Raw genomic sequence first — 3,671 nt, forward strand, 5'->3', positions numbered from 1 at the left:
AGATCCAGAGTTAACAATAACAAATTCAAGCCTATACATAAACAAATATAAGATTTAACATTTGCTTTTCCAAAGAAAATATCTAAATAACATTCTATCCCCCATTTTTCTAGTCATTTTGCTTTTTTATTTATAACTTTGGGGCAACATAAATCTATAAACGATCTACAGAAGATGAACGAACAGATAAAACAGATAGCGGAGCGCCTGGCCGGTCTTCGTGATGCATTGGAGATAGCTCCTGAAGAAATCGCCAAGGTCTGTAACCTGACCACAGAGCAATATCTGGAACTGGAAAGCGGCAATGTCGATATTTCAGTCAGTGTCTTACACCAGATATCACAGGCATACGGAGTGGAACTTACCACACTTATGTTCGGTGACGAGCCTAAAATGAGCACTTACTTTATTACCCGTAAAGGAAAAGGTATTGCCGTTGAACGTACCAAGGCCTACAAGTATCAATCGCTGGCAGCCGGTTTTGCCGGACGCAAGGCAGATCCGTTCCTGGTTACCGTTCATCCGAAATCCGAAGAAGAACCCATTTATCTGAATTCTCATCCGGGACAGGAATACAACCTCGTACTGAAAGGACGTATGCTTTTGCAGATCAATAATAAGGAATTGATCCTTGAAGAAGGAGACAGCATATATTTCAATTCCGAACTGCCACACGGCATGAAAGCATTGGACGGAGAAAAAGTCAGTTTTCTGGCAATCATTTTATAAATCAGTAGACAGTTGACAAGCGAGAGCTGACAATTAATTATAAAAGCGACAACTATCCTTGTCCGTTAAATAAATAAATTATGTTAGAAAGATTCTTAGATCAGACGTCTTTTACGTCTCAGGAAGATTTTATAAAGAATTTCAAGATAAAAGTACCCGAGAACTTTAATTTCGGATATGATGTAGTAGACGCATGGGCCGCTGAAGAACCCGACAAAAAAGCTTTGTGCTGGACAAACGACCGGGGCGAACATATTGATTTCACATTTGCAGATCTGAAGAAATACACCGATCAAACGGCTGCCTATTTCCAGTCTTTGGGAATCGGACATGGCGATATGGTGATGCTGATCCTAAAACGCCGTTACGAATTCTGGTTCTCGATTATCGCATTGCATAAGTTAGGAGCGGTTGTTATTCCGGCAACTCACCTGCTGACTAAAAAAGATATTGTTTATCGCAATAACGCAGCCGATATAAAAATGATCGTTTGCGCCGGCGAAGAAATCATTACCAAACATATTATCGACGCCATGCCGGACTCTCCGACTATCGAGAAATTAGTCTCTGTCGGCCCAGAAATACCGGAAGGCTTCGAAGATTTCCATAAGGGGATCGAGAATGCAGCCCCATTCATCCGTCCATCTCATCCGAACAGCAATGACGATATTTCACTGATGTATTTTACATCGGGCACGACAGGCAATCCGAAGATGGTGGCACACGATTTCACTTATCCTCTGGGACATATCGTGACCGGTAGTTTCTGGCATAACCTGCACCGCGACAGTCTTCACCTGACGATTGCCGATACAGGATGGGGAAAAGCCGTCTGGGGAAAACTATACGGACAATGGATCGCCGGTGCGACTGTTTTCGTTTACGATCATGAGAAGTTCACACCTGCCGATATGTTGCAGATGATTCAGGATTACAGAATCACTTCTTTATGTGCACCTCCAACAATCTTCCGCTTCTTGATCCGTGAAGATATGACCAAATATGATCTGTCATCCCTACAATATTGTACGATTGCCGGTGAAGCACTGAACCCAGCCGTATTCGAAACATTCTATAAGTTGACAGGTATCAAGCTGATGGAAGGATTTGGCCAGACAGAAACAACACTGACGGTTGCAACCTTCCCCTGGATGGAACCGAAACCCGGTTCTATGGGTGTTCCCAATCCTCAATATGATGTCGACCTGATCCGTCCGGACGGAACCCGTGCGGAAGACGGCGAACAGGGACAAATCGTGATACACACGACCAGCGGCAAGCCTATCGGACTGTTCAAAGAATATTACCGGGATGCCGAACTGACTCACGAAGCCTGGCACGACGGCATGTACTATACCGGCGACGTTGCCTGGCGCGATGAAGACGGCTATCTGTGGTTTGTTGGCCGCGCCGACGACGTGATAAAGAGCTCCGGTTACCGTATCGGCCCGTTCGAGGTGGAAAGTGCCTGATGACACATCCCGCCGTGGTAGAATGTGCTATCACCGGTGTGCCGGACGAAATACGCGGACAAGTAGTAAAAGCAACGATCGTACTGGCTAACGATTATAAAGAAAAGGCAGGCGAAGCCCTGATTAAGGAATTGCAGGATCACGTGAAACGTGTGACGGCTCCTTACAAATATCCGCGTGTAGTGGAATTTGTCGATGAGTTACCGAAAACCATCAGCGGTAAAATCCGTCGCGTAGAGATCAGGGATAAAGACAATAAATAACTGTGAACGCAAAGATGGCATATCAGTTTAAGCGGATAGCAGTAAAGATAGGAAGTAATGTGCTGACAAGGAAGGATGGCTCACTCGACGTCACCCGTATGTCAGCACTGGTCGACCAAGTAGCCGAACTACACCGGAAGGGAGTTGAAATTGTTTATCTCTTCGGGAGCGGTAGCTCCGGAAGAAGCGAGGTAAAGCCCGGCAAAAAGCTCGATGCCGTTTCAGCCCGCCAACTCTACTCCGCAGTAGGCCAGGCCAAACTGATCAACCGTTACTTCGAACTGTTCCGCGAACATAAGATCGCTTGTGGCCAGGTGCTCACTACGAAAGAGAATTTCGGTAGCCGCACGCATTATCTCAACCAGAAACATTGCATGGAAGTGATGCTCGACAACAACGTGATACCGATCGTAAACGAAAATGATACGATATCCGTTACAGAACTGATGTTTACGGACAACGACGAACTGTCGGGACTGATCGCCACCATGATGGGGATGGATGCACTTATCATCCTGAGTAATATCGACGGCATCTATAACGGAAATCCAGCCGATCCTGCCTCTACCGTTATCCGCGAAATAGACGGCGGGAAACAGGACCTTTCCGAATACGTACAAACCAGTAAGTCCTCGTTCGGGCGGGGTGGCATGCTGACTAAATGCAACATTGCACAGAAAGTTGCCGACGAAGGCATAACCGTCATTATTGCCAACGGGAAAAAGGAAAACATTTTGCCCCAATTGTTGGTTAAAGGAAGTACGGAAATATGTACCCGTTTCATTCCTGCGGCCAAGCCGGTCAGCAGCGTAAAGAAATGGATCGCCCACTCCGAAGGCTTTGCCAAAGGAGAGATACATATCAACAGAGGTACTGAAGAAGCATTGACCGGCCCACGTGCAACAAGCCTTCTATTAGTCGGCGTCACAGCCATTAAAGGAGAGTTTGAAAAGAACGACATCATAAAGATTGTCAATGAAGAAGGCATCCAACTCGGTGTCGGCTGCACCAGTTACGACAGCAATGAAGCAAAGAAGCTGATTGGGCAGCGCGACATAAAACCGTTGGTACATTACGACTATCTGTATCTGGATTAGAGACTAAACATAGCGACCGGTAGTAATCACTCCCCTCTTGAGAGGGGGTAGGGGGTGTGTTATCTTCCGCCATTCACGCAAATTATTACACACCCCCTGCCCCCTCTCAA

2 protein-coding genes and 1 pseudogene are annotated in these 3,671 nt (G+C 46.3%); all 3 read left to right on the plus strand.

Features of this window, described 5'->3' with window-relative positions; translation table 11 throughout:
* The first annotated feature begins 174 nt into the window (after nt 1-174).
* Nucleotides 175-729, plus strand: coding sequence for a helix-turn-helix domain-containing protein (locus DXA15_RS24645; RefSeq protein WP_007654110.1), 555 nt, complete (start codon nt 175-177; stop codon nt 727-729).
* An 80-nt stretch (nt 730-809) separates the two neighbouring features.
* Nucleotides 810-2,464 (plus strand): annotated as a pseudogene (locus DXA15_RS24650) (AMP-binding protein).
* A gap of 14 nt (nt 2,465-2,478) precedes the next feature.
* Nucleotides 2,479-3,561 (plus strand): glutamate 5-kinase, encoded by a 1,083-nt coding sequence (gene proB / locus DXA15_RS24655; protein ID WP_128135799.1) that lies wholly within the window; start codon nt 2,479-2,481, stop codon nt 3,559-3,561.
* The last annotated feature ends 110 nt before the right edge of the window (nt 3,562-3,671 follow it).

Source organism: Parabacteroides sp. AM58-2XD, assembly GCF_003463685.1.
Taxonomy (GTDB): Bacteria; Bacteroidota; Bacteroidia; order Bacteroidales; family Tannerellaceae; genus Parabacteroides; species Parabacteroides segnis.

Bases quoted from the DNA above. Each gene is read 5' to 3' on its own strand.
- DXA15_RS24645 (WP_007654110.1), top strand. From the start codon at position 175: ATGAACGAACAGATAAAACAGATAGCGGAGCGCCTGGCCGGTCTTCGT.
- proB (WP_128135799.1), top strand. From the start codon at position 2,479: ATGGCATATCAGTTTAAGCGGATAGCAGTAAAGATAGGAAGTAATGTG.